The organism is Lederbergia panacisoli, assembly GCF_024626525.1.
Lineage (GTDB): Bacteria > Bacillota > Bacilli > Bacillales > Bacillaceae_C > Lederbergia > Lederbergia panacisoli.
Window position 1 is genome coordinate 95,226 of the sequence record NZ_JANJGU010000009.1, and the last position, 24,723, is coordinate 119,948.

The following is a 24,723-nucleotide window of genomic DNA, read 5'->3' on the forward strand; positions in this document are numbered from 1 at the left end:
ATTGTGATAAAAAGCGAACCAAAGATTAGATGTTTTATCTTATTCTAGAAATTTTGAATCCATTTTCTACTGTTTCAAAGCCAATTTTAGGATAGTATTCCATTGCAGACGGCGAGGCTAAAAGTAATAAAGACACTTCTTCACCTATACGTTCTTGTAATAATCTTATAAGTTCTCCGCCAATGCCGCATTTCTGATATTCCTTATTTACAGCTAAATCCGAAAGGTAACAACAATAACAAAAGTCTGTTATTGCTCTCGCAATGCCAACAAGTTTAGCATCATCCCAAGCAGTCAAAATAATATCCGAGTTTTCTATCATTCTCTTTAGCCGGTTTAGATCATTAGATGGTCTTTTAATACCAGATGAAATAAATAATTGAGAGAGTTCCTCCGCATTAATATTTGTACCTTCTTTATAAGTAATAATTCCCATAAACTTTCCTCCTTAAATTATATTAATTTATCATAACGCCACTTTCGTGAAAATTATATTAATACTTTGCAATAATAGAGGAAAAAAGAAATATGTGAAGAAAATCTATAATAGTGTTGATTTAATCTTTTGGGAGGGGCCTAAATTTGAGCTATTGTTTCAAGCAAGAAGAAATCGAGAATATCATCAATCATTTTGGAAAAGATTTTTATGAAAAAGTATTGAGAATTATAGATGTTTATGCTGAAAAGTGGGGACTAGCCTCTTTTCAATTTATTCCTTCCTACTCTGCGAACATTGTTTTCACATGCCATTCAAAGTACTTTGGAGATGTTGTATTGAAAATAGGAAATCCTAATGCAAGAGAAATTTTTACAGAGTTCAATACTTTAAACGAGTACGATGGAAGAAGATTTTGTAGGGTTCATAAAGCTGATATTGAAAATGGCGTTATTTTAGAAGAATGGATAAAGCCAGGGATTCCATTAAGAGATGAGAATAACCTTGAAAAAAGGCTTTCTGTCTTTGCGTCTCTTTATAGAGCACTGCATGTCACGCCTGCCAAATCTGAATTGTATCCTACATATATGGAATGGGTTGATAAAATAACAGCCTACATGAGCAAGCGGCAAGATTGTAAAGAACTGTATTTGTATATGAAAAAAGCACAAGACATATGCCAGTCTTTGTCTAGTACATACTCACAAAAGATGCTGCTTCACGGCGATTTTCATCATGATAATATATTGCTTGGTTCAGATGGAGAGTATAAAATAATTGATCCAAAAGGCGTTGTAGGGGATCCAATTTTTGATGTACCACGTTTTATCTTAAATGAATTTGGTGATGACATAACTCCGGAACTGCATGTGAAAATAAATGACATCATCAACTTTTTAGAAAAAAGTCTAGATATTCCAAATGATGTAATGAGAAAGTGCTTGTTTGTTGAAACAGCAATGGGGATATGCTGGTGTGTGGAAGATGGCTCAACTCCTGAGGAATACGAAGGTTTTGTGAAAACTGTTGCTTTTGCAGATGCAATTTTGAAACAGTGATACAGAAAATACCGCTAACGTAAGCGGTATTTTTCATTTAAACAATTCTGTTGTAATAGTCAATCAATCCCGGAAGCCAGTCCAATAAATTAGTAAACTCGTAGCCTATTTCAGCAGCTTTCGAATGATCCATCGTCCAGTTCTCGCCAATTCCATAAGGTGAACGGTTTTCCTCCGTTACATTTGTCGTTAATATAGCATTTTTACCGGTTTTTGATTCGATAAGCTTTACTAATTCGGCTAATTGAATTTTTCCATTTGCACATGCGTTGACTGGTCCTGTAAACTCTTGCATCCCTATCCATGCAAGGAACTCACCAGCTTCACGGGCAGAAATAAAGTTGAGATGTGCTTCTGGATTTGGCATTCCGATTTCTTCTCCGTTTTTTATTTTTCTTACATGAAAAAGCAGCCGCTCGGTATAGTCCTCTTCACCAAGAACAATTGGGATGCGTACTGCCACAGCCGGAAGCTCCTTTTTAGAAAATAACGCTGTTTCAGCTAGTCTTTTTCCTTCTCCGTAGGATACATCTTGGCTATTAACCACAGTTAGAGGATATGTATATGGATCGAATTCCCCTTCAGCTAAATTATTCCCATACTCATAAACAGACAAAGTCGAGGTGAAAACATATTTTTCTACTTTATCTTTCAATGCTTCATACGCTATATTGATATCTTCTGATGAGTATCCAATTTGGTCATAGACGACATCGAAGTGTAATCCTTCACAGGCTAACTGCAAAGAGTCCATGTCATACCGGTCAGCAATAAGCTGTTTCACCTTATCTCCGAATGGATTTCCACTTTTACCCCTAGTAGCTATCGTCACATCAACTCCGTTAGCAATCAGGCTGTTGACAAGCTCTTTACCGAAAAAACGAGTTCCTCCTAGTACTAATGCTGATTTCATTTTATGCTGCCTCCTTTTATTTTTTTATCGTATTACTTAACCAGATTCCCATTTGTAATGCAAAAGCATCTTTAAAGTTTTGGGGGTCATAGCCACTTTCTTCTTTTATTTTATTGAGTCTATAAATCAATGTGTTTCGATGGATGAATAGTTTTTCCGCCGCTTCTTTAATGTTAAAATTGCAGTCAAAAAAAGCTTGTAATGTTTCGATATGATTTTTAATACTGCCTTGAACAATTCTATTAGAAAAGGGTTCACCAAGTTTTGGATCAATTTGATGGATGAGTGCCTTTGGTTCAATGTCCGAATAAGAAATAATTTTAGTTGATTTATCACTTATAGAAAGTGCCATCTCACATTCTTTATAACCTATAGCAATATTTTCTAGACTAGGAATTTGCGAGCTATAAGCAAGCCTAATTCCTATATTCTTCTTTAGCAAATCCTTATATAACCTGGATAGCTTTTCTTCTCCTTGAGAAAAGGTTCCACCGGAAAGGATTAATATCATTTTATTAGTATTGATGAAGCCTGTCATTCCTTTTTTGATAATATCTTCCGCATTATTAATAAGTGTTTGGCTGGAAAAGGAATGATCGGAAATATCAATCAAAGATATCATGAATGGACCTTCTAGATGCATATTAAGAAGACCCGTCCAACGCTTTACATACTCATAATTTGGATTTTCTTTTAATAACTCTTCAATAGCCATCTCTTTCATTCTTTGTCGCCATTCAGTTTGGGAGGCAATATATGATTGCTTTACCATAAGTTCAGCCATCATTTTAACAAGGCCACCGCGGTTCCCGATTGTTTCGGGATTTCCCGTTATGCCAATAACGCCGACGATTTCATTTTGAAAAATAATGGGTAAATTAATTCCGGGCTTTGTTCCTCTTAATTGCTTTTTATTTTTAAGTGTTATTTCAAATGTCTGTCCACTTTTGATGACTTCTAAAGCACCCTCATGAATACTATATAATCGTGACGAATCGCCAGAAGCGATAATGGTTCCTTTTTCATTCATAACATTAATGTTTAAATCTAATACCTTTGAAGTCTCATTTACTAGCATTTCGGCAATTTCACGGGTAATCATGATTGATTCTCCTTTTGTGCAAAAATGACATTTTTCGACTTGTTTAACAGAGTAAATAGGTAGATTTTTGTTCAATATGTACAAATTTTTGTTATTTATTCCCTGTTAAATTGTATTGTACTGATAAAGCAATTTATTATCAATATGTTTATAATTGAATGAAATTATTTAAAGGAAGAAATCCTTCCAAGAAAAGTAGGAGATGATCATCATAAAAATCGTTATTGCACCAGATTCGTTTAAAGGCAGCGTATCTGCGAAGGATGCTGCCTTGGCGATTGAAAAAGGAGTTAAAAAAGCTTTTCCAAATGCTGACACGGTATTAATTCCTGTGGCAGATGGTGGGGAAGGGACGTTAGAAACGCTAATAACAGCTACAAGAGGTCAAAAAGTATATACAAAAGTAACCGGGCCCCTTGGAAAAGAGGTGGATGCCCATTTCGGAGTACTTGGAGATCAAACGACATGTATCATTGAAATGGCATTGGCGTCGGGCCTTAATTTAATTGATGAAAGTGAAAGAAACCCGATGTTGACTACTACATACGGAACAGGGGAATTAATTAAATCAGCGTTAGATCAAGGTTACCGAAATTTTGTATTAGCGATTGGCGGGTCGGCCACAAATGATGGCGGGGTAGGCATGCTCCAAGCGCTTGGCATGCAATTTAAAGATAAGGATGGAAATGAAATTGGATATGGTGGTGGTGAATTGGATAAAATTCACGGTATTTTCATCGATCATTTCGATAAAAGAATAAAGGAAAGTACATTTTCAATTGCTTCTGATGTTGAAAACCCTTTAATTGGCGAAAAAGGGGCTTCTTATGTTTTTGGTCCACAAAAAGGAGCCACTGCCGAGATGGTGAAAATCTTAGACAAGAATCTCTTACACTATGCAAATCTTGTAGAAATAGCAACTGGGATAAGACTGCATGACATGCCAGGTGCAGGTGCAGCGGGTGGTATTGGGGGTGCTTTTTCGGCATTTTTCCCTTCTGACATGCAAAGAGGAATTGAGGTTGTCTTGGAGTATGCTAATTTTGCCGATGTCCTTAACGGGGTCGATTTAGTAATCACTGGAGAAGGAAAAGTGGATTTTCAAACAGCATATGGAAAAACGCCAATGGGAGTGGCGCAGGCTGCTCAAAAGAAAAATGTTCCGGTCATCATTCTAGCGGGTTCAGTTGGGGAGAACATTCAAAACCTTTATCAATACGGTGTCGTTGGTATTTTTAGCATTATTAATGGGCCGATGTCACTCGATAAGGCAATGAAGGAAGCGGAAGGTTTACTGGAGACGTCTGTAGAACAAGTATGTAGGACATATTTTTGGAATCATGTTGATCAGTAACACAAACTAAGGACAAATTTTAGTGAAAAATAAAAGCAATAATAAAAAGTAAAAATAAAAGGAAACAGGTGTTGGAGTTTTTAATTATTTTTGGCTTTCAATGCCTTGTTAAAGGTTCGTCTGTACTTCTGATTAGCGGATCAATTTCTTTTATTTTTACCGAATTCATTAGGTAAAAACGGGATTATAGGAAAAAAAAAGCTGAAGAAACTAGTAAAGCCCACTAACATGAGCCTTTCTTATCCAGACAATGATTAATAATGTAATAGATTATGCGTAGTTTTAAAAACGAGAATGTAGGGATGACTATTGGAAATGATAGCCGAATCAACAGATATATATGACTATTTAAAAGAGTTAGATGTTGTCAATTTTTCTCATCCATTAATTCAAGAAAGTGTTGCTGAATTGTTTAGCGAGGGACAGTCAGAAATTGAAAAGGCTAAGATTGGTTATATGTTTGTAAGAGACCAAATATCGCATTCTTGGGATATTCAAAGTCCAAAAATTACCTGTAAAGCATCAGATGTAATTAAATATAAGGAAGGTATATGTTACGCAAAATCAAATTTACTGGCTGCATTGCTGAGGTCACAAGGTATTCCAACAGGTTTTTGTTATCAAAGACTCATGATATTTGATACACCAGATAAGGGATATTCTATCCATGCACTTAATGGGGTATTTCTTAGTTCATTAAATCGCTGGATTCGTGTAGATGTTCGCGGAAATAAGCCAGGAGTTCAAGCCGAATTTTCAATAAAAGAAGAGATCTTAGCATTTTCAATACAAGAAAAGTTTGACGAACGTGATTACCCTATAATATATACAGAGCCAAATCCTAAAACTATTGCTGCTTTAGAGGGAAACATAGATGCTATAGAAATGTATAAATACAATCTACCCGATTTTCTATAGCTCTCTTGTAATATGAAGGCTAAATTAATTTTAGATTATAGTAGATACGTACATATTTCACAGAATGGTCGTGTGAAACTGATGAAGAAAGTTATATTTATAAATTTACTAATTATATTAATTTTCACTCTCGCTGCATGTAATACAAGCGAAAGAGAAATAAGGAGTACTGGTGCTTACGGAACGACACATCAACCAACAAAGGAAGGAACAAAATCATTCGTAAAAGGGGTAGGAGAAGTAGATGTATTGAATATTCATGGAAGCATTGAAGGATTGGAAAGGATGAAAAGCTTCTATGACAATATGCAAAATGCCGTTCAGTCTAATTTGCGAATTGTTCACTATACCATTGAGGGAGCCCCGATTGTTACCGAACTAACATATAACGGTGAATCGCTTGAAGTGAAATATGATAGCACCCGAGATGCATTTGGAAGCGGGGAAATCACAACTGCTCGCTGCGGTAATATGGTTGAGGAAGTAAATCCTACTAACACCTCCTACATCGCGGTCGACTGTAAAAAAGGACTTAATGGAATGGACGAGATCTTGGAAATTAGTTACAACGTGAGCCAACAGGATCTATTTGAATTCCACCTGCAATATGGGATGAACAAGGAAAACGAAATTAATACGAAAACAAACATAGTGAAAAAAGGGTCAAACGTTAGTGACTTTGTCATACCCGCAAGCATAAAACAGGAAGTTTATAAAAGATTAGTTTTTGCGAATTATTTGACCGAAAAAGATTTGAAAATCGCTTGTGAGTCTAATGAATTGAAGAATTATTATTTAAAGGTTTTTATTAATGGAGGAGAGCAAGAATTAGCTTGGGCAGCTTGTGATCGAACCCCAGATGGTGTAAAACTGACTAAAATAGCTGAATATATAATCAAGCAATCTGAAAAGCACCATAGTGAAAATCATGAAATAACAGTTCAAGGTTATGTGCTTCAAATAAAGGATAACACATTATTAATCGGTGAAGACCTTAATAGACTAGATTATGAATGGCTTAAAGATGAAATTGATAACCTAGATGCTTATATCTTTGATTTTGTCTCCCTGGAAGGTTTGAATACAGGGGAGTTTAAAATAGGCGATAAAATCAAGGCAATAATAGAAGGAAATAAAAGAAGCTATAAACTGGGGAGTGTCAAAGTGAAAGAAATTCACAGAATAGACGTCTATTGAACAGAAGTGAAAACATTAAAATAATGCACTAGTGGAAATTGCGAATTCCCATAATTAATCAGGACAACCTAAAAGGTAGGAGGGATTAATCATGGGAATTCGCATTTTCTTATTGCTTTTCTTTATCTGTCTTCTTTTAACAACTTTGGCTAGTGCAGAAGTTCCACTCACCGCTGCATTTATCCGTGATCACCAACTATGGATCAAAATGGGCGATGAAGAAATACAAATCACAAAGAATCGGTATGTTGTGCATACTCCAAAATGGTCATATGATGGTCGATTCATTGCTTATATTGACGGTGATGAGCAAGGCGACAAATCAAGTTTATTCATTTATGACACACACAAAGGTGAAAGCTATCAACCTTATGTAAGAGTGGAAACTTCCGACTTTAAATGGTCGCCAATAAAAAATCAATTGGCTTACAATGATCGTGGATTGCTAAATGTGACAAAAATGGAGAGTGGACGCCCCTCTGGTTTTGAAAATGTAGCATTAGGAGTAAGTGGTTTTGAATGGTTTCCGAACGGAAAGGAATTCATCGTTTCCTCACAATCCGCATTACGGCCTACGGGATGGGGGCCGATCCCACTTTTTAAGGTCCCAGTCAATGCCAATCTTAATGCCGATAAAATGAAGCTGTTTTACACGATTCAAACAAATACATCAGATTTGTTTGCCATTGATGTCAATTATTTTAAGTGGAGTTCCGATGGGAAATGGATTAGTTTTTTAGCGATTCCCACTGCATCTTGGGCAAACGATAGTAATACATTATGTGTCCTGTCTTCACAAGGAGAAAAATTCAAGGGATTAGGAAAAATGCTTTGGTATAAAGACTGGTTTAAATGGGCTCCTTCATCTAATCAAATTGCTTACATATCGGGAGAAGGAAGATTTTTCGTTGACAATAAGAAAACCACAATCGCCGATATACCCATTTATAAGCATCAAAAGGAGTACACACCTGAAGGTTATGTAGATCTTGATTTGGAGTGGTTTACTCCAGACGAGGTAATTGTCGCCCGTGCAAAAGAGAATAAGAAATGGAAGGAAGGCCCCGTTCCAACGATGTTTACGTCACTTTATGCTATTAATATAAAGTCAGAGGAACAACAACAAATCTCGTTTCCAAAGAAGAATGAATTCGATGCAGATCCCCAAGTTGTTGGATCTCATCTTACTTGGTTTCGCAAAAATCCAAACAACAATACAGCAGATAGTTGGGTGAAAAATGGTTTAAACGGTCGTGAGTATTTATGGATTAAAAATGTTGATAATGCTCCTTCGTTCTTTAAACAGAAATAAATTTCCCCGTTCTATTTACGGAACGGTTTTTTTGGTTTTGTATTTAAGCATGGTTTCTTTTGATAATTTAATATAAAATCATATTCAAAGATACATGGAAAGGAGGATGTTTGTGAATCCTATTTTATACAAAAAAAAACAAAATCTAATCAAGATTTTAAGAGATATGGATGATGTGTTAGTTGCTTTTTCAGGAGGTGTAGACAGTACTTTTCTTTTAGCGGTGGCCAAGGAAGCTCTTGGAGATAAAGTGTTATCTGTGACAGCTGCTTCGGAAACATTTCCAGATCGGGAGTTTCAATTGGCGAAAAGTCTTGCTGCTGAGCTTCAAGTTCAACATATTGAAACACGTGTCAATGAACTTGCGGATGCTGAATTTGTTAATAATGATTCAAACCGTTGTTTCCATTGTAAAAATGGGTTATATAATCATCTCCTTGAATTAGTAACGGAGTTCAGAGATCGTTACACGATTGTTGATGGATCCATCATGGATGATCTTGGTGAACATCGTCCGGGCATGCAAGCAGCAAGAGCATTAGGTGTCCGCAGTCCACTTCAAGAGGCGAATTTTTATAAAGAAGAAATAAGAACGCTTTCAAAGGAAATGGGGTTAAGAACATGGAATAAACCATCCTTTGCGTGTCTTTCTTCGAGAATTCCATATGGAACGGCCATCACGAAAGAAAAAATCAATCAGTTAGATTTAGCAGAGGATTTTTTACTTGGCCTTGGATTGTATCAAGTTCGTGTTCGCCATCACGACAAGATTGCTAGAATTGAAGTCGATCAACAAGATATGAAAAAGGTTGTCGACCAACACGATAAAATAGTTCGCGCCTTAAAATCATTTGGCTTTTCATACGTGACCCTTGATTTACAAGGATACCGCTCGGGAAGCATGAATGAAGTTTTAAAAGAGAAGGCGTCTATATGAAACATTCAATGGAACATATTTTAGAATCGGTACAAAAAGGGGAGCTTTCCGTTCATGATGCGATGGAAAAACTAAAGCCGCAAGAGGAATTGGGCTATGCCACAATAGACTTGCAAAGAGAAGCACGAACGGGGTTCCCGGAAGTAATTTATGGCGAAGGCAAGACGAGTGAACAAATTCTCGGGATTTTTTCAAAGTTAATGGAACACCATGATAAAGTGTTGGCGACAAGAGTAAGTTCAGAAAAAGCTAGTTTTATATTGGAACAACTTCTCTTGAAATATCCAGATCAAACCTTCTTTTATCACGAATCAGCCCGTACCTTCCATTGGATTCATTCCTCCTTTCAAGAAAAATGGAAAAAAGGCTATATTGCTGTAGTGTGCGCGGGTACTTCCGATCTTCCTATTGCTGAAGAGGCAGCTATAACTGCTGAATTAATGGGCAATAAAGTGGAGCGAATTTATGATATTGGGGTAGCAGGCATTCATCGTTTGTTAAATAAGGCTAGCTTAATAGAAGATGCCAACGTTGTTATTGTTGTTGCCGGAATGGAAGGGGCATTGGCGAGTGTGGTCGGCGGACTTGTTTCCAAGCCAGTCATCGCCGTTCCAACAAGTGTTGGATATGGAGCAAGTATGAATGGGATTGCGGCACTTCTAGCGATGCTTAGCAGCTGTGCGAGCGGAGTGTCAGTCGTTAATATTGATAATGGATTTGGGGCAGGTTATTTTGCTGCGACATTAACAAATACGATAGATCAGGCTATAGAAAAGGTGCTTACAGGAAAGGGAGAACATACATGAAGGCTTTATATATAGATTGTTTTTCAGGAATCAGCGGCGATATGATGGTGGGTGCTTTAATTGATGCCGGCGCCTCTCCTGAAAAAATTGAACACGAATTAAAGAAATTACATGTATCCGGTTATGAAATAAAATGTACAAGAGTCGTAAAAGAGGGAATTAGTTCAATAAAATTTGATGTAATCCTTGATGAAGAACATATTCATGAGCATGACATTCATCGCCATGGACATTCACATGGAGAACATGATCACCACTCACATGATGCTCATCATCATACTCATGACGAGCATACACATCATCATCACGATCATGGACACGACCATACGAATCATGGGCATAACCACGAACATAATCATGTTCACGAGCACCACCACGATGATCACGACCATTCACAGGATGGGCACCATCATCACCATCATAGCCGATATGCGGATATTGTTAAGCTTATTAATGATTCCGAGTTAAGCCCAAAGGTGAAAGAACGGAGTAAACAAATTTTCGCACCGATTGCGAAATCAGAGTCAAAAATACATAATATGTCAATAGATGATGTTCATTTTCATGAAGTAGGGGCAGTTGACTCCATCGTCGATATCGTTGCAACTGCCATTGCCTTAGAAGAATTGGAAATTGAAAAAGTCATTACGTCACATGTCCCATTAGGTTCTGGAAAAATTCGTATATCACACGGTATTTATCCCGTGCCAGCACCAGCTACACTCGACATGATGAAAAATGTACCGATAGCACCAAGTGATTTACCATATGAACTAACAACACCAACGGGAGCGGCAATTGTCGTCAGCCAATCGGATTCCTATGGGACAATGCCCGCAATGAAAATATCCTCCATCGGCTATGGAGCTGGTACACGAAATATTCCAGGGCGTCCGAATGTATTAAGGGTCATGGTTGGTGAATTATTGGAAGGTAGTGAACGTATCGTTGGAAAGCAAGAAACAATCACCGTGCTCGAGTGCCATATGGATGATATGACGGGAGAAGCCTTCGGTTATGTAATGGAAAAGTTACTAAATGAAGGTGCACTAGATGTTTATTACACACCTATTTTTATGAAAAAAAGTCGCCCAGGTACGTTGGTCACTGTCCTTTCACCAGAACATCTGGATGCTAAATTAACCGAGATTTTATTCAAAGAAACAACAACTCTAGGTGTTCGAAAAAACACATGGTCACGCAGTATTTTAGATCGAAAAATCATTAATGCGGAAACGCCATTCGGTCCAATCAAAATAAAACAGGCCATAAAAAAAGGAAACGTTATTAGAGAAGTTCCAGAATATGAAGATGTGAAGAAAGCTGCTTTAGAACATGGTGTAACTTTTCAAGAAGTGTATAATGCTGCATTAAAAACAACATATAATTAGAAAAGTGTATGAGTCAAGCTATTGCGGTTAAGCCCCACACGATGTGGGGCTATTTAAGTTGGTATAGCAAGTGCTATACAGATATAATAGGCTCCTAAGAAGGTGAGAATGGTTCAAGTTGTTGGAGCGAAAATTAATGGACTTGATTATCAATCAATTCTACGAGTGATGAGGTTTTAACTGTCAAACATTCACGAAGACGACACCTTTTTAGATTGGATTGATATTGACAATTTCAACAAACTCTTTTTCACGACCATCGCAGTTGGGCGATTATTAAAGGATTAGCAGAAGAAAATTAATATCCTATGAAGTATGTGCTTGATTTAGAAAGGTAATCGCCTTTTCTTTGTCTAAAGAATGGGAATAGTTGATTTAAATATGTATCAAATCACACGCTGAAGAGTAGGTCATACCTGATCTTTAGTTACCAGCAGTAATTCCTTTAATGTTTGGGAACCTTCTTTGTCTAATGTTCCTAAAGCATTTTTTTCTCTATCAATAATCGTTGCTGATGCATCGCCCACGTTAAACCATATGAAATATTCAAATAATCTTTCAGGCATATTTTTATCAAACGCGAAGAATAACGTCGCTTTTACATCTTCTTTTCGAGTCATTTCCACCTTTACGTTCTGCTCCCAATCTATTTTTTTAAATACTTCTCTTAACGTTTTAATCTTATCTTTCTCTGCAATTATTATTTCGTTGTCACTATTTTCACCAGAGAAAATTTGAACATCCCGTAAGAGTTATTAAGAAAACGATAAATACTGACAAAATGAATATATTTTTTTTCATATAAGTGCCCCCAATTAAATTACCAGTTTAATTCTATATTCGGCAATTACACTTTATCCCCTTTGTTTTATCGTGAAATGTTTAAATACCTATCCACTGAAACCTTTTTAAAATTTCATCGTATTAATATACAAAAAAACGGTTTGATGGAGAGGAGAACAGGTATGTCTGGAAAAGGTTGTATAAAATGTGGAAGCAAGGATGCAGGAACAAAGGATGTTGCAATGACTGGAACGGGATTATCTAAAATGTTTGATATTCAACACAACCAGTTCACAGTTGTATTCTGTAAAAAATGTGGCTATTCCGAGTTCTATAATAAGCAATCATCTACCGGATCAAACATCCTGGATTTATTCTTCGGTTAATTAACAAAAATTACGGGGCGTAACAACTACGCCCCGTAATTCTATACAAGTAGTGGTCCCGCAGCTTTCACTCTTACAAGGATTGCATTTCCTGGTAAGTAAGCGAGCGGAAAGTCCTCTAATTGGATAATGTCAATTTTGGCTGGGTTAGCCCCTGCTTCAATCGCAGTTTGAATGGCTTCAGTTTTTGCTTCTTCTAAAATTTCATGATGGCTGCGGTTTTCAAGTGTATAAATCCTTTCAACTGTTCCACTAATATCACCGAGCGCAGCGCCAATCGCATTTGCGACACTTGCATGGCTAGGACGAATGACTCGACTAGCCCCTTTTAAGGACTCAGGCATGAGTGCTGCTCCGCCGCCAACTAACACAACAGGAAGATCTTCGGCACTCGTTTTCATACGGTCAATTGCATGTTCAACCATTGTTACGAAATCAGGATAGATCTTATCACATGGAATGTCAGCAACGTGTGAAACATCTGTGTTTTCAATTTCCATGTAACCTGCCCCAATCGCGACATCGGTTGTCGTCAATTCATCTCCGCCAAACACAAGCGCTTTTTCAGTTAACTGATATCCAACGCTCTCAGGTCCAATTTTCCACGAATCTCCTTCAAGATATACACGAGTTCCACCACCGAAACCGATGGAATAAATATCCGGCATGCGATAGTTCGTTCTAACGCCGCCCACTTCCACAGCTAATGATGTTTGACGTGGAAAGCTATTGGATAAAACACCGATATCCGTCGTTGTCCCACCGATATCCACAACAATCGCATTCGGCTCTTGAGATAAGTGTGCTGCACCTCTTATCGAATTCGTAGGTCCACAGGCAATTGTGAAAATAGGGTATTTCTGGGCAAAATTATTTGTCATTAATGTACCGTCGTTTTGTCCGAGATAGATGCTCGCATTAACTCCTTCGTCGTTTAATGCACGCTCAAAACCTTTTGTTACATGGCTAATGGTAGACATTAAAGCGGCATTTAAAATCGTTGCATTTTCTCTTTCAATTAAGCCAATCGTACCAATTTCACTTGATAATGAAATGGGTGTACCAGGTAATTCTTTTCCCAAAAAGGCGGCAACTTCTTTCTCTTGATCTCCTAAAACGGGAGAAAATACACCGGAAACTGCAATGGAATCAACTTTTCCACGAAATTGTTCTGCAACTTGCTTCAATTCATCAAAGTCCAGCTGAGAGATTGGTGAACCGTTAAATTCATAACCTCCATGGACAAGCGCTGTTATGGCTTCAAGCTTCACAACTAAATCGTCCGGCCAGCCTAATAACGGGGGCACTGTTGATCCGGAAGGTAAACAAATCCGAACAATTCCAACTTTATTTAAGGCTTTTCTTTCCACAATTGCATTCGTACAGTGAGTTGTTCCAAGAGTGGCTACTTTTATTTCAGCAGCATTGATTTTTGTTGATTCCATAAGTGTTTTGATCGTTTTCTGGATTCCAGTAAAAATATCTTTTGTTGTCGCTGTTTTGGAACTTCCAAGTACTTTATTTTCGCTATTTAAAATTACACCATCTGTATTTGTTCCACCTACATCGATTCCGAGTCTAATCATTTGGACGAATGCTCCTTTACTAACGTTTCTAGAGGAATATAATCGTATGGGTATTTGAAATAACGCGGCCCTGCAGTTTCAATCCCAATAGGAGTACGCCATTTTTTATGAGCAGGGAAAGCAACAATGACCGCTCTAGCTCCATATTTTAATCCTTCTGTCGTAATCGGCATACCTGTCTCTTCATCCAATACAGCAATTAAATCTGGTGCCATCGCAATTGGTTTTCCGTCCACTTCTGCAAGCAGATGTTCGTTTTGGAAGAAGAGAGTGCATGATTGATTCGCATTTTCATCAATACCGTCAAAATGAGCTTCACCACGAGTAAAACCACCTTGGATTCCGCGCTGTATATGCATGGCCTTTCCCTTGAAAATCTTGTAACCACCAAGAATATCCAACATCTGCACGATAGGGTGAACAGCTGCGTTTCGTTGCTCTTTCAATAGAGTTCCAATTTGTCTAGCTAAAGATAATGTTCCCGGAATGACGCTCTTTTTCGCTTGTTTTCCGGTAATCCCGTAGTCACAGACGATGGAGGATCCACCCATTGATATTGTTACATTCCGTGATAATTTTTCACTCCAGTGGCCATCTGCCGGTTCGATTGTTACGGTATTTCCTTGTTCGTCCGCAATTGTCACGAATTCGGGCTTCAATCCATCTAAATGAAATGTGACCATTTGTGCTTCTGGAAAAGCTCGTCCCATAGCATCCCCGTCTAAAATCGGAATTTTATTCATTGCTGCAACGGCAACAGGGATAAGGGAATTCACTCCTCCTATTTCAATCGGCATCACAACATCCGTTTTCTTTCCTGTTACTTTTTCAAAAGCTTTTAAAGGAGCTGCCAATTGTTCAAATGAAGGGATTTTTTCAACTAAAACGCTTGGTGAACCCATGCCTGATGCCGGAAGCACCCATTGGTCATCCTTTAATTCATCTATGGAAATAACTTGAACAGGGCCATATTTTTTTATAGCTGAAAGAGCCATCATTTTTCCTATATAAGGATCTCCGCCGCCGCCAGTTCCAAGAACCGCGGCGCCAATAGCAATATTCTCGATATCTTCTTCATTTAGCCATTTCATGTTAGATCGCTCCTTTTTGACCTCGTTGTTTAAAGATAAGTAGGAAAGCCGCTTGGAAAATAAATGCGATCACAAAGCTGTCCAAAGATGGGATCGTTGTAATTGTGAAAAGCTCCAATCCAATTGGACGCTCTGTAGTAAACCAGCTGATTAATGTTCCAAGAGCCCATGCTGTTAAAGGCAGGAATTTAAATGCTTTATCGTTTAATGTGTCAAAAAGCTTTGCTCCGCCGATATAGTAATACGCTGTATATACTCCGCCTATTGGAGCAATGAACAATGTCATGATGCTTAAGAAATTAATAAAATAATCATAAATTCCAAGTACTGCGAGCAAGGTTCCAATGATTCCAGCAATTAAGGTAAGAACCGCTTTGTTCGTACGAGTAAAAATAACAGAAAGACTTAATCCGGATGAATAGGCATTGCTTGTATTCGTGGTCCATTGGGCAAGTATAAGCACCAATATTCCTGGAATTCCTAAACCAACTGTAATCATGATCGTTGTTAAACTGCTTTCATCCATTATTCTTGATAAAATCATCGCTACAACAATCATGAAGCTATTCCCGAAGAAGAAGCCAAAGAAGGATGCTAAAACGGCATCTTTTCTCGTTTTTGCCCATCTTGATACGTCGGGTGAAATGACGGCTCCTGTTACAAAAATACTTATAACGAGAGAAATCGCCATACCGAATGAAAATACATTTTCAACAGGAGCTTTAAGCTCACTAAGACCAAATTGCTTTATAGCTAAAATAACAGCTAAAATGACAAGAATTAATAATAAAGGTACAGACCAAGAACTAAGTTTCTCAATAGCACGGTAACCAAAAATTGCAGTCGTCATCATTAAGATTCCGCCAATCCCAGCAAGTAGTGGCATTGGAAGCTCTAGACCCATTGCTCCTTTAATGGCTGCAAATGCATTCTCAGCGAAAAACCCAGTTTGTACGCCGAACCAGCCAAGCAGGGAAATGGCAATAAATAAGGAGACGAATTTGGCTCCAGATATACCAAAAGTAAACCTTGATATCATTGACGTGGAAAGTCCAGTTACTGCCCCTATATAAGCACAAAATGCAGCAAGCACCCCTAAAATAGCCGAACCGATAATGACAGAAAGCAATGCGTCATTAAAGTTCATTCCTTTGCCAAGCTCTGCTCCAAAAAGCATGGCAGATAAGTCAATACCAACTGCAATCCAGACGAGACTAATGGATAACCATTTTTTTCTTTCACTCTCTGGCACTGCTTCTCTAGCGTAATCATTTTGCATGATTATTTCCCCCTAATAAAATGTCTAAGATGTGTAAAGCTTGTTCGATTTGTTCTGATAAATCATCGTCATCATATAAATTAATTTCCCAAAAGATTCCGTCTAACAATAAGATGAATTGTCGAGTTAGGTTAACTGTCTCTTCATCAGATTTTTCAGGATAGTCGCGTTTGATTAGGTGATGTAAGGAATCAATCATCCACTTGTCAAACTTACTCATATGATCATGAAGGAACTTCTTAATTTCTGCTGGTGGAGACGTGATAAGGGATATATAGGCATTCGTTTCACCCATATTGTTTATATGGTACTTGACTGTCCCTTTCATTAAAGCTGCGAAAATATCTAAGATTGGTTTTTCGCGGACTTCCTCTAGTATGGTTTGCATGCGTTCGAAGTGATTTTCCAATAATTTTTGAAACGCAGCGACGAATAAAGCTTCTTTATTTTTATAAAAAAAATAAATGGAGGCAGGTTTAATTCCAACCTCTTTCGCGATTTTTTGCATCGTTGCACCATGATAATTATGAAGAGAATACTGATGAATCGCCGCTTCCAAAATTTTGTCTTTAGTCAAAATATTCACCACCTAATGATCATTAGGTAAATAATAAAACATGTTTTTATCTAAATCAAGTACATTTTTATTCACAAAAAAGTATATTTATAATTCCGAAGTTGCCTTTTCCTTTATGCGATTGCGATAAAGCGCATACATGATGTATGATTTTGGTAAAGAGATTAGGTGGGAGATGGTAGTACGTGCATGTTGTCATTGCAGGAGGAAGTGGCTTTGTTGGTAAAGCACTGCAAGAAAGACTTTTACAGAACGGGCATGAGATTACGATACTTACGAGAAACAGAGGAAAGGTTGCTGATTCAAATCGCTTACGAGCGGTAGAATGGTTAAATTCAAATAGCGAGCCTGAAAAATACCTTAGTAGTGTCGATGCGATCATAAACCTAGCGGGTGAATCGATTAATGGCTTTAGATGGACGGTGGCAAAAAAGAAGCAAATAATTGAAAGTCGTATCCGTGCGACCCGAGAAATCGTTAGACTCATAGAAAAATTGGATCCGAAACCAAAGGTGCTCGTAAACGGATCTGCGGTTGGCTATTATGGGATATCAGATGTGGAAACTTTTACAGAGGAATCGAAGCCTCACGCTAGCGACTTTTTAGCAAGTGTCGTAAGAAAGTGGGAAGCAGAAGCTGTACAGGCAGAAAAGCATGGGGTTCGTACTGTTTTTGCTCGGTTAGGCGTCGTCCTTGGCAAGGAAGGAGCACTTCCACTCATGGCACTCCCTTATAAAATGGGATTTGGTGGTCGTGTTGGATCGGGTAATCAATGGGTGCCTTGGATCCATCAAGCAGATGCAGCGGGATTACTACTTTTAGCTGTTGAAAATGAATCTATTACAGGTCCCTTAAATGTTACGGCACCTAATCTAGAAAAAAATAATGAATTCGGTAAAACGATTGGCAAGGTTCTCCATCGGCCGCATTGGATGCCTGTTCCTAGTTTTGCAATGAAGGCGATGCTCGGTGAAATGAGTGAGATGCTGTTGCGTGGGCAGTGTGCCATACCGCAAAAGGCCGAGCAGAATGGTTATCACTTTCAATATCCTAATTTGGAACAAGCATTGGAAAATATTTTACGATAATCCTTAACTTTGATATACTAGTAACGAAAATCATATGGAATGTGGGGGGACCGGTGTGGCCGGTTGAGAGTGCATCCAATAGATGCTGACCCTTAGAACCTGCTCTGGCTCATACCAGCGAAGGGAACATAAATTCATTCATACATAATGAATGTTCTTTTAGATGTCGGGGTTCTGAACTCGGGCATCTTTTTCGTTTATAAGGTTCACTTTCCGAATGGGAGGGAAAAGTAGAATGAAAAAATGGTTGACTAGTTTACTTGTGTTAATTTTGCTCACCGGTTGTGGTGGGGGCGCGAAAAAGGAAGACAGTGCTGGCTTGAAAAAGGTATCGGTCGTGTTGGACTGGACTCCGAACACAAACCATACGGGCTTATATGTGGCAAAGGAAAAAGGCTATTTTAAAGATGAAGGCTTGGATGTCGATATTATCATGCCCGGAGAAGCAGGTGCTGACAATCTTGTCGCCTCCGGAAAATCTGAATTTGGAATAAGCTATCAAGAAAGCATTACAGAAGCACGTGTACAAGATGTTCCAATCGTATCAATCGGAGCGATAATCCAGCACAATACATCTGGATTTGCTTCTCCAATCGAGAAGAATATTACTTCCCCAAAAGATTTTGAAGGGAAAACATACGGTGGTTGGGGAGCTCCACTTGAACAGGCCGTGCTCGCATCGCTTATGGACGTAGAAAATGCCGATATTAATAAGATGGAAATTGTGAATATGGGGGAAACGGACTTTTTTACAGCTGTAAAACGTGATATTGATTTTGCGTGGATTTATTATGCATGGACTGGTGTTGAGGCCGAACTCCGTGGTGAAAAAATCAATATGATTTATTTGACAGATTACTCGGACAAACTGGATTATTATACACCGGTTATTTCTACGAATGAAAATATGATAGAAAATGATCCTGAGACAGTGAAAGCTTTTATGGCTGCTGTATCGGAAGGTTATGAGTTTGCAATAGATAGTCCGGACGAAGCTGCTGATATTTTAATAAAAGCTGTACCCGATCTTGATCCCGAACTTGTGAAGAAAAGTCAGGACTGGTTGGCTAATAAGTATCAAGACGATGCACCGCGTTGGGGTGAGCAGAGATCAGAAGTATGGAAAAATTATATGGACTGGATGCTAGAAAAGGATCTGCTCGAAAAAGAAATTGATGTAGAAAAAGCATTTACGAATGAATTTTTACCTAAATAGGAGGTAGTATAAATGGCAAACTCGCTGATTAGCATACAAATCATTCCCAAAACAAAAAATGGTGAAAGTGTCATTCCGTATGTGGATGAAGCAATTAAGATCATTGACGAATCAGGTGTAAAATACGAGGTTCATCCACTGGAGACCACGATGGAAGGCGAATTGACTGAGTTGATGAGCATTATAGAGAAAATGAATGAACGAATGATTGAAATCGGCAGCAGCAATGTTCTAAACCAAGTGAAAATATTATACCAGCCATCCGGAATTACGATGGATCAGTTGACTGAGAAGTATAGCTGATGCGAGCAGCGATTATAAGAGGATGGAGGCCAGCGTTAGTCATCTTATCTTTACTTTGTATTTGGGAAATCGTTGTGAAACTTGCGAAAATACCGGGCTGGCTGTTACCTGCGCCAACGGCCATTTTTAAAGAAATGTTCGTTGGTTTTGGTCGCATTTCTGCACACTTAACATCAACGATTAGCTTATCAATAACAGGGTTTATTATTGGATGTTCAGTCGGATTGCTTGTTGCTGTGGTATTGCATTTAATCCCGAAGGTTCAAGAAGCTATTTATCCACTGCTCATACTTTCGCAAAATGTCCCGATTATTGTATTAGCTCCCTTACTTGTCATCTGGTTTGGCTTTGGAATTTTACCGAAAATTATCGTTATCACACTCGTATGTTTTTTCCCAGTGACCATTGCCGCCCTAGGTGGATTTCGCAACACGCCACATGAAATGAGACATTATATGTTGATGGCGGGAGCTACAAAAATACAGATGTTCAGCAAATTGGAGTGGCCCAATTCACTTCCTGCTTTATTTTCTGGTTTAAAAATATCCGCGACATACAGTGTGATGGGAGCGGTTATTTCGGAGTGGCTGGGGGCTAAACAAGGAATTGGAGTTTATATGACACTCGCATCCTCATCTTTTCGGACCGACAGGGTATTCGTTGCTATTTTTATTATTATGATCTTAAGCTTGTTGTTTTTTGGGGCTATTTCTTTATGTGAAAAACGGCTTGTTAAGTGGAGAAGAGAGGGGTGACTGAAATGGGACTACTCGAAATTGCTGATGTATCCAAAAGCTTTGATGGACGTAAGGTGTTAAAGGATATTAGCCTGGAGCTGCAAGAGAGGGAGTTCGTTACAATATTAGGTCCTTCTGGCAGTGGAAAAAGTACATTATTTCATTTGATCGGCGGTTTATTGAACCCTGAACAAGGTTCCATCAAGCTTAACGGGGAAAATATTACTGGAAAACGTGGATTCATTAGCTATATGCCGCAGCAGCCGTCCTTATTTCCATGGAGAACGGTATTGGAAAATGTGTTGTTAGGTCAAGAATTACATGAAAAACGTGATGTGGAAAAAGCAGTTGCCATGATTGCTAAAGCCGGATTAAGCGGTTATGAACATTCGATGCCGAATGAATTATCAGGCGGGATGAAACAGCGAGTCGCGTTTATTAGGGCGTTATTAAGTCCTCAATCACTAATTTGCCTGGATGAACCATTCACCGCTTTGGACGGTTTTACGCGAATTGACATGCATCAATGGTTATTATCGATTTGGTCAGAATTCCAAAGAACTATTTTATTTGTGACACACAATATTGATGAAGCATTGTTTCTGTCGGATCGTATCATTGTTTTATCAAGCAATCCTGCTACGGTTATTTACGAGGTAAAAGTTCCATTCGAACGTCCAAGAAAAAGTAATTTACCATTGGAGAATGAATTTTTAAAGGTAAAAAAGGAACTTTATGAGGCAATAGGGGGGGCATGAGAATGGAAAAGATTATGGATGCACATATTCATTTAGACCATTACGATCAAAAAGATATCCAATTGATTATGGATGAACTAGACGAGATAAATTGTACAAATTTGATTTCTGTTTCTTTTGATTTAAATTCTTGTAAGAAAAATTTGCAGTTAGCGAAGCAGTTTCCGCAAGTGAAGCCGGCATTTGGTTTTCACCCTGAACAGGAATTACCTTCTGATCATGAAGCAGCTGAACTTTTTAACTGGATGTCTAAAAATCAAAATGAAATGGCGGCGGTTGGAGAAATAGGTTTGCCGTATTACTTGCGCAGTGAAAATCCGAAGATTTCTCTTGATCCATACATACATTTACTAGATGAATTTTTAACATTTGCGAAGAAATGGGACAAGCCTGTCGTGCTTCATGCAGTTTATGATGATGCCCCCGTCGTGTGTGATCTTTTAGAAAAACATAATATAAAGTGTGCTCACTTCCATTGGTTCAAAGGAGATCCAATTACAATCGAACGTATGATTAAAAATGGCTATTATATTTCAATCACTCCTGATGTTTTATACGAAGATGAAATCAAACAGCTCGTTACCAGTTATCCATTGAATCAAATGATGGTGGAAACGGACGGGCCGTGGCGTTTTGAAGGGGATTTTACCGGAAAGACGACCCACCCAGTGATGATTCATGAATCGGTGAAGATGATTGCAAAGCTTAAGAAAGAAGAACCATCATTCGTGTATAAAAGATTATATGAAAATACAAAACTCTTTTACCGAATCTAAAATATCTTGCTTTTTAGAAAAAGGGTAAATCCTCTCTTTTTTGCTAAAATTAATATGGTATTAAAAGAGAGGTGTAAAAGTGAAGAAGATAAAATCTCGAAATATAAAAGTATGGGAATATGTACAGATCATGTTTGGGGCAACTCTCGTTGGTCTTTCATATAATATGTTTTTACTTCCATCTAAACTAGCGGCAGGAGGCATTTCGGGTGTCAGTACCCTTTTATTTGAGGTGTTTCAGTGGAATCCTGCACTCGTACAAATTAGTATTAATTTACCGTTATTTATCATTGGTCTCCTTATTTTAGGGAAAGACTTCAGTGCGAAAACATTAGTCGGTACAGTCTTTGTTCCATTCACCATTTGGTTAACACAAGGAATGGACCTCCATATTATGGATGCAATGTTAGGAGCGATTTATGGTGGCATTGTCCTTGGAGTCGGTCTCGGAATCGTTTATCGCGGTGGAGGCTCTACAGGCGGAACGGCTATGATTGCTCAATTACTAAAAAAATACACCGGGTCATCGAGCGGCTTTTCCCAGTTGCTAGTAGATGGAATCGTTGTCACGGCTTCAGCATTTATATTCAATCTGGAGCTTGCTTTGTTTGCAATGATTTCGATATATGTCACAAGTAAAGTGATCGATTTTGTTCAGTTGCAAACATCACCGACAAAACTAGTGCTGATCATTACTGAAAAAGAAGAAATGATTCAGCGTATTATTCGCGAAGAGATAGACCGTGGACTGACGAAAGTGAAATCTCTTGGCGGGTACACGAATAAGGAAAGAACGATGATTTTATGCGTCGTCGAGCAGTCGGAAGCTGTTTACTTGAAGAAAGTTCTTCAAGAACAAGAACCAACATCCTTTGTTATTTTTCTAAATGCTTCCGAAATACTTGGGAGAGGCTTTTCAAAAGAAAAAGTGTTTGGCGGCGAGATAGAAGCAGAACAGCGACAAAATTAAATGTTTCATCCCTTCTCAAGCAGGAAAAAGAAAGAGTAAAAGTGGAGGGATGATTATGAGCCACGAGCCAACCCAAAACAAAATTGATAGAGCGAAGACGCTAGAAGAACGAAATGATCAAGACAAGGCATTCAAGGAAGATTCTGAAAAGCAAGCTCAGCGCGATCAATTGCTCATGCCAATCGATGATATATCGGACGAGCTTGTCGAAGAACGGGAAAAAGATGAGCAAGATAAAAGGGGTTCGAAGTCTTCAAAAAAATTATAGAAATGACGCAATGAAGGACCCGAAAAGTAGGGTCCTTTTGCTTTTATGATAATTTCCAGGCAGGAATTAATGAATGAAACTTAAAAAAATAACTCATGATGAGGTGAATACCTGTGTAGATGGCAAGTATCGCTACATATGTCAGAAACCAAATAAGGATGGGTTTTTGTAAAAAGTGATATAGCAAAAACATCCCTATAGGAAACGGTACTATCACTATAAGCCATATAGGTGCTCGTAAAGCTTCGGTAATAGCACCTAAGGAAACAACTGTAGCACCAATGAGAAAAGCTTGCCAAAAAACGAGCCCATTTTTAAGTAAATGGCTTCCAAAAAAATAGGAGAGCGACGTTAGTAGAATAGAAAGGACGAAGCTAATCACATAAATCATTTGTTTGCTCCTTGTCTTAATAAAGTCCCCAAGAAAATAATAAAAATATAGCTCAAGAAAAAGGTGTAAATATTAAAAAATAAACTATTCGTATATTGATTGAACCACCCAAAGCGAAAAATTCTAGATTCAGGATTAGTTGGAGGCCCTCCTAAGGCAATAACGAGTTCATTTTTATAATGAATAATTGCGTACACTAATAATGCGCAACCAAGCACGGAAAATAGGAAAATTCCTATTTTGAACTTCAAGCCCGCCTTTTTCAAAAGTTTCGATGTCAGCCGAAAGGTAAAAATATAACTTGCAAGAAAAAATGGTGAAAATAACATAATAAATATAATGCCTAGATTACCATTTCCCGAAATAGATTCAGGACTTACTGTAAAAATATGCTCAATAAGGTAAAATCCAAAAAAAGAGATCAGAGTCGTTGTAACCCAAAAGAACCATGTCTTTTTCAATATACTCCCCCTTTGTAGGCATACTTTTGTTTACTACTACTCTACCATAAAAAGTCCGCAGTAATTTGAATTTTTTAAAAACTGAACAGAAATCGGGACACCATATAGTAAAATACGGATGCTCTGCATACCTTAAGGGATAGCGACAATGATCAATCGGTAAGAGTGCTTGATTCAACGCTTCAAAAGGACATCATTGTGAAAAAGTAGTGGACTTTGTCCAATAATGCGCCCAATGTGCCCTTATTCAAAAAAAGGAGGCGTTCAAGGTCACGATGAGGCATCCAATGTGCCCTTATTCAAGAAAAAGAGGCGTTCAAGGTCACGATGAAGACTCCAATGTGCCCTTATTCAAGAAAAAGAGGCATTCAAGGTCACGATGAGGCGCCCAATGTGCCCCTATTCAAGAAAAAGAGGCGTTCTAGGTCACGATGAGGCATCCAATGTGCCCTTATTCAAGAAAAAGAGGCGTTCAAGGTCACGATGAAGACTCCAATGTGCCCTTATTCAAGAAAAAGAGGCATTCAAGGTCACGATGAAGACTCCAACGTGCCCTTATCCAAGAAAAAGAGGACTCGAGGTCACGATGAAAAAACCATCGTACCTTCAATCAAGGAAAAGCGATGTCC

At 38.2% G+C, this 24,723-nt stretch carries 27 protein-coding genes and 1 riboswitch; of the genes, 17 read left to right on the top strand and 10 right to left on the bottom strand.

Translation table 11 applies throughout. The annotated features are described in order from the left end of the window. Window positions 1-34: 34 nt before the first annotated feature. Window positions 35-436: a GNAT family N-acetyltransferase gene (locus tag NQ185_RS13130; protein WP_257582350.1), complete on the bottom strand. Its 402-nt coding sequence runs from the start codon at window positions 434-436 to the stop codon at window positions 35-37. A 146-nt stretch (window positions 437-582) separates the two neighbouring features. Here NQ185_RS13130 and NQ185_RS13135 point away from each other — a divergent pair, with 146 nt between their 5' ends. Next, complete coding sequence (locus NQ185_RS13135) at window positions 583-1,494, top strand: aminoglycoside phosphotransferase family protein (RefSeq protein ID WP_257582351.1); 912 nt, start codon at window positions 583-585, stop codon at window positions 1,492-1,494. A 37-nt stretch (window positions 1,495-1,531) separates the two neighbouring features. Here the strand turns inward: NQ185_RS13135 and NQ185_RS13140 are convergent, their stop codons facing one another. Beyond that, a complete protein-coding gene (locus NQ185_RS13140) occupies window positions 1,532-2,407 on the bottom strand; it encodes an NAD-dependent epimerase/dehydratase family protein (RefSeq protein WP_257582352.1) in 876 nt (291 codons plus the stop codon). Between the two features lie 16 nt (window positions 2,408-2,423). After that, window positions 2,424-3,509, bottom strand: coding sequence for a CdaR family transcriptional regulator (locus NQ185_RS13145; RefSeq protein ID WP_257582354.1), 1,086 nt, complete (start codon window positions 3,507-3,509; stop codon window positions 2,424-2,426). 211 nt (window positions 3,510-3,720) lie between these two features. Between NQ185_RS13145 and NQ185_RS13150 the strand changes: the two genes are divergently transcribed. The 7 genes from NQ185_RS13150 to larC all read left to right on the top strand — a co-directional run bounded on the left by NQ185_RS13150 (window position 3,721) and on the right by larC (window position 11,424). Further along, window positions 3,721-4,863 (top strand): glycerate kinase, encoded by a 1,143-nt coding sequence (locus NQ185_RS13150; protein ID WP_257582440.1) that lies wholly within the window; start codon window positions 3,721-3,723, stop codon window positions 4,861-4,863. 309 nt (window positions 4,864-5,172) lie between these two features. Further along, window positions 5,173-5,781: a transglutaminase-like domain-containing protein gene (locus NQ185_RS13155; RefSeq protein WP_257582355.1), complete on the top strand. Its 609-nt coding sequence runs from the start codon at window positions 5,173-5,175 to the stop codon at window positions 5,779-5,781. An 81-nt stretch (window positions 5,782-5,862) separates the two neighbouring features. Continuing rightward, window positions 5,863-6,978 (top strand): DUF4362 domain-containing protein, encoded by a 1,116-nt coding sequence (locus tag NQ185_RS13160; RefSeq protein ID WP_257582356.1) that lies wholly within the window; start codon window positions 5,863-5,865, stop codon window positions 6,976-6,978. A 91-nt stretch (window positions 6,979-7,069) separates the two neighbouring features. Further along, window positions 7,070-8,290 (top strand): translocation protein TolB, encoded by a 1,221-nt coding sequence (locus NQ185_RS13165; RefSeq protein WP_257582357.1) that lies wholly within the window; start codon window positions 7,070-7,072, stop codon window positions 8,288-8,290. 112 nt (window positions 8,291-8,402) lie between these two features. Continuing rightward, window positions 8,403-9,227: an ATP-dependent sacrificial sulfur transferase LarE gene (gene larE / locus NQ185_RS13170; protein WP_257582358.1), complete on the top strand. Its 825-nt coding sequence runs from the start codon at window positions 8,403-8,405 to the stop codon at window positions 9,225-9,227. Next, window positions 9,224-10,033: a nickel pincer cofactor biosynthesis protein LarB gene (larB, locus tag NQ185_RS13175; RefSeq protein ID WP_257582360.1), complete on the top strand. Its 810-nt coding sequence runs from the start codon at window positions 9,224-9,226 to the stop codon at window positions 10,031-10,033. The genes larE and larB overlap by 4 nt, the downstream gene beginning before the upstream one ends. Further along, window positions 10,030-11,424: a nickel pincer cofactor biosynthesis protein LarC gene (gene larC / locus NQ185_RS13180; protein WP_257582361.1), complete on the top strand. Its 1,395-nt coding sequence runs from the start codon at window positions 10,030-10,032 to the stop codon at window positions 11,422-11,424. Before larB ends, larC begins: the two co-directional genes overlap by 4 nt. 410 nt (window positions 11,425-11,834) lie before the next feature. On the opposite strand, the gene NQ185_RS13185 is transcribed toward larC, so the two are convergent. After that, window positions 11,835-12,044, bottom strand: a complete 210-nt coding sequence (locus tag NQ185_RS13185) for a hypothetical protein (RefSeq protein ID WP_257582362.1) — start codon at window positions 12,042-12,044, stop codon at window positions 11,835-11,837. Window positions 12,045-12,389: 345 nt separating this feature from the next. Between NQ185_RS13185 and NQ185_RS13190 the strand changes: the two genes are divergently transcribed. Then, entirely contained in the window at window positions 12,390-12,593 is a 204-nt protein-coding gene (locus tag NQ185_RS13190; RefSeq protein WP_257582363.1) for a zinc ribbon domain-containing protein, read from the top strand. Between the two features lie 41 nt (window positions 12,594-12,634). Here the strand turns inward: NQ185_RS13190 and NQ185_RS13195 are convergent, their stop codons facing one another. From NQ185_RS13195 to NQ185_RS13210, 4 genes are read right to left on the bottom strand one after another with little or no spacing between them, the layout of a single operon-like run. Further along, window positions 12,635-14,179, bottom strand: a complete 1,545-nt coding sequence (locus NQ185_RS13195; protein WP_257582364.1) for a hydantoinase/oxoprolinase N-terminal domain-containing protein — start codon at window positions 14,177-14,179, stop codon at window positions 12,635-12,637. Next, complete coding sequence (locus tag NQ185_RS13200; protein ID WP_257582365.1) at window positions 14,176-15,270, bottom strand: S-methyl thiohydantoin desulfurase family protein; 1,095 nt, start codon at window positions 15,268-15,270, stop codon at window positions 14,176-14,178. Before NQ185_RS13200 ends, NQ185_RS13195 begins: the two co-directional genes overlap by 4 nt. 1 nt (window position 15,271) lies before the next feature. Then, window positions 15,272-16,549, bottom strand: a complete 1,278-nt coding sequence (locus tag NQ185_RS13205) for a cytosine permease (protein ID WP_257582366.1) — start codon at window positions 16,547-16,549, stop codon at window positions 15,272-15,274. Next, a complete protein-coding gene (locus NQ185_RS13210; RefSeq protein ID WP_257582367.1) occupies window positions 16,539-17,126 on the bottom strand; it encodes a TetR/AcrR family transcriptional regulator in 588 nt (195 codons plus the stop codon). The genes NQ185_RS13205 and NQ185_RS13210 overlap by 11 nt, the downstream gene beginning before the upstream one ends. Window positions 17,127-17,311: 185 nt before the next feature. Here NQ185_RS13210 and NQ185_RS13215 point away from each other — a divergent pair, with 185 nt between their 5' ends. The 8 genes from NQ185_RS13215 (at window position 17,312) to NQ185_RS13250 (ending at window position 23,242) form a co-directional block, all read left to right on the top strand. After that, window positions 17,312-18,214 (top strand): TIGR01777 family oxidoreductase, encoded by a 903-nt coding sequence (locus tag NQ185_RS13215; RefSeq protein ID WP_257582369.1) that lies wholly within the window; start codon window positions 17,312-17,314, stop codon window positions 18,212-18,214. A gap of 33 nt (window positions 18,215-18,247) precedes the next feature. Next, a riboswitch (TPP riboswitch) is annotated at window positions 18,248-18,357 on the top strand. A 92-nt stretch (window positions 18,358-18,449) separates the two neighbouring features. Next, window positions 18,450-19,430, top strand: coding sequence for an ABC transporter substrate-binding protein (locus NQ185_RS13220; protein ID WP_257582370.1), 981 nt, complete (start codon window positions 18,450-18,452; stop codon window positions 19,428-19,430). Window positions 19,431-19,442: 12 nt separating this feature from the next. Continuing rightward, window positions 19,443-19,733 carry an MTH1187 family thiamine-binding protein gene (locus tag NQ185_RS13225; protein ID WP_257582372.1) on the top strand — a complete coding sequence of 97 codons (291 nt, stop codon included), beginning with the start codon at window positions 19,443-19,445 and terminating at the stop codon, window positions 19,731-19,733. Then, window positions 19,733-20,488, top strand: a complete 756-nt coding sequence (locus NQ185_RS13230) for an ABC transporter permease (protein WP_257582373.1) — start codon at window positions 19,733-19,735, stop codon at window positions 20,486-20,488. Before NQ185_RS13225 ends, NQ185_RS13230 begins: the two co-directional genes overlap by 1 nt. A gap of 5 nt (window positions 20,489-20,493) precedes the next feature. Further along, on the top strand, window positions 20,494-21,228 hold the full coding sequence (locus tag NQ185_RS13235) for an ABC transporter ATP-binding protein (RefSeq protein ID WP_257582374.1): 735 nt from the start codon (window positions 20,494-20,496) through the stop codon (window positions 21,226-21,228). Between the two features lie 2 nt (window positions 21,229-21,230). After that, on the top strand, window positions 21,231-22,004 hold the full coding sequence (locus tag NQ185_RS13240) for a TatD family hydrolase (protein WP_257582375.1): 774 nt from the start codon (window positions 21,231-21,233) through the stop codon (window positions 22,002-22,004). A gap of 130 nt (window positions 22,005-22,134) precedes the next feature. Continuing rightward, window positions 22,135-22,974, top strand: a complete 840-nt coding sequence (locus NQ185_RS13245; RefSeq protein WP_257582441.1) for a YitT family protein — start codon at window positions 22,135-22,137, stop codon at window positions 22,972-22,974. A gap of 55 nt (window positions 22,975-23,029) precedes the next feature. After that, the gene (locus tag NQ185_RS13250) at window positions 23,030-23,242 is read left to right on the top strand and encodes a hypothetical protein (RefSeq protein ID WP_257582376.1); all 213 of its coding nucleotides are present in this window, start codon (window positions 23,030-23,032) and stop codon (window positions 23,240-23,242) included. 43 nt (window positions 23,243-23,285) lie between these two features. Here NQ185_RS13250 and NQ185_RS13255 read toward each other — a convergent pair whose 3' ends face one another. Both NQ185_RS13255 and NQ185_RS13260 read right to left on the bottom strand, forming a co-directional pair. Then, window positions 23,286-23,633, bottom strand: coding sequence for a hypothetical protein (locus NQ185_RS13255; RefSeq protein WP_257582377.1), 348 nt, complete (start codon window positions 23,631-23,633; stop codon window positions 23,286-23,288). Further along, window positions 23,630-24,094, bottom strand: coding sequence for a hypothetical protein (locus NQ185_RS13260; RefSeq protein ID WP_257582378.1), 465 nt, complete (start codon window positions 24,092-24,094; stop codon window positions 23,630-23,632). Before NQ185_RS13260 ends, NQ185_RS13255 begins: the two co-directional genes overlap by 4 nt. Between the last annotated feature and the right edge of the window lie 629 nt (window positions 24,095-24,723).